Genomic DNA, 2,027 nt, shown 5'->3' on the forward strand with positions numbered 1-2,027 from the left:
TTTCCCTCAGCAGCAAGAAGAATAATCTGCGCCCGCTGAACAAGACGGACTTCAGCAGTTCTGCTCTTTGCTATTTTCTCAAGGTTTTTTCTGTCCTCATCTTTCAAAATAATTTCATTTTTAGGGTATCTACCCTGCATCCCATCTCACCCAATATATGAATGAGGTGGAAGCCTTTTTAATTTTTCGGTAGCGAATTAGGAAAACTCCCTACTAGAATTTTATCCTTAATGGATATTTTAAACATCGGCATTAAATCAGATGCTCTCAAAATAGCCGTCAAAAATAACCTGAGTTATTATGATGCTTCCTATTTATACGCTTCAATTTCATTTAATGATACTCTCATTAGTGAAGATAAAAAACTGCTCGATGTTGCTGCCAAATGTGGTATAGAAGCCCGTCCAATTGAAGAGCAAGGTTTGATGTAAACATACTTAAATCGTTTTTCTCTATGGTATCATGCAGAAAGTGGTACTCACCATTGGAGGCTCAGACTCATCAGGTGGGGCAGGGATACAGGCGGATTTAAAGGCATTTTCGGTAGCGGGTGTGTATGGCACATCTGTAATAACGTGCATTACGTCGCAGAACACAATGGAAGTGAAAAGCATCTATCCTTTGCCCACCGAGGTGATAAAATCCCAGATTGATGTCATTCTGGATGATTTTGAGATAGGGGCAGCAAAAACGGGAATGCTTTATATGCCGGAAATTGCAAAGATTGTTGCGGAGAAAATGGAAGGCATAAGGCTTGTCGTTGATCCAGTCCTTATTTCAACAACCGGCAGCACTCTTTCCTCGCCCAATTTGGTGGAGGCAATCAAAAAATACCTCATCCCATCATGTTGCCTTATAACCCCCAATGTAGAAGAGGCCGAGAAGATATGCGGCATAAAAATAGAAGGCATTGAAGATGCAAGGAAAGCATGCGGCATTATTCATGGATTGGGTGCAGAAAATGTTGTAATAAAAGGAGGGCATATGAAAGGAGATGCATCGGACATTCTTTTTGACGGCAACGAATTTTATACTTTTACCCTTCCAAGGATAAGTAAAAAGGCTCACGGCTCCGGCTGCATCTTTTCCGCATTCATAACAGCTTTTCTGGCAGAGGGGCAGAAGCTGGCGGAGGGAGTCGAAAACGCAAAGAAGTATGCATGGTCAGCCATATGTGCAGGTTTTTCTCCCGGAAAAGGAGTTGATATTGTGCGGCAGAGAGCAAACCATATTCCTGTCATTGACGGAAAAAAAACGGAGGTATGGCTGTCTCTTCAGGACGCAGTGGATGAATTGTTGTCATTTCTGCCTGTCTCACTGATCCCGGAGGTTGGAATAAATTTTGTATATGCAATGGCAGATGCATCCAGTTACGGTGATATATGCGGCATAGACGGGAGGATAGTAAGAGCAAAAAAACCGTTTCAGGCTGGTGAGTGCAGATTTGGTACCTCAAAGCACATTTCATCTGTTCTTCTTGCCTGCATGAGGAATAACGGCGCTAAAAGGTAGGCCGTGATACGCATTACAGGGGAAAACCCCAATGACGTTGTGGAGAAAGTCGTTGCGATAATGCAGGAACTTGAATCAGAGGGAAAAATTCATAGTCCGTTGTGAAATACTTTGGCATCTGTATCTGTCATTTTTCTCTTTTTATCGCCGGTTTCGTTTGAGTAACCAATTGGAATAACTGCTACCACCTGCTGATTTTCTTTCAGGTTTAGAAGGTAGTTAAAAAATCCGGTCGTTCCGGGAGTGTAACGTAAGTGTTGCCAGTCCCTCGCTCTCGGCAGCAAGAATAATATATGCGATGAAAATCCATGCAGATTCAAGCCAGTAAGGTTTGTCAGTCTCGCCAGCAACAATAATCAGCAGGGGTGCATCCGTTAAAAACTCCTTTTTTAGCGGAAGTTCCAAGGATTTTTCTGTTAACTTTTTAAATTCTATATCTAGTAATTGGCAATAAAAAACAGAGTCCACATATCCAAATGTGGTCACTAAAAATTTAGAAATACCGCAAGTTTTAT

3 protein-coding genes are annotated in these 2,027 nt (G+C 41.8%); 2 read left to right on the plus strand and 1 reads right to left on the minus strand.

Translation table 11 applies throughout. The annotated features are described in order from the left end of the window. Nucleotides 1–230 precede the first annotated feature (230 nt). Nucleotides 231–431, plus strand: a complete 201-nt coding sequence (locus tag U9O96_02570; protein ID MEA2053991.1) for a type II toxin-antitoxin system VapC family toxin — start codon at nucleotides 231–233, stop codon at nucleotides 429–431. 31 nt (nucleotides 432–462) lie between these two features. Then, complete coding sequence (thiD, locus tag U9O96_02575) at nucleotides 463–1,512, plus strand: bifunctional hydroxymethylpyrimidine kinase/phosphomethylpyrimidine kinase (GenBank protein MEA2053992.1); 1,050 nt, start codon at nucleotides 463–465, stop codon at nucleotides 1,510–1,512. A 219-nt stretch (nucleotides 1,513–1,731) separates the two neighbouring features. Here thiD and U9O96_02580 read toward each other — a convergent pair. Then, the coding region (locus tag U9O96_02580; GenBank protein MEA2053993.1) for a nitroreductase family protein at nucleotides 1,732–2,027 on the minus strand (296 nt) is incomplete at its 5' end.

This window comes from Candidatus Thermoplasmatota archaeon (assembly GCA_034660695.1).
Taxonomy (GTDB): domain Archaea; phylum Thermoplasmatota; class E2; order UBA202; family DSCA01; genus JAYEJS01.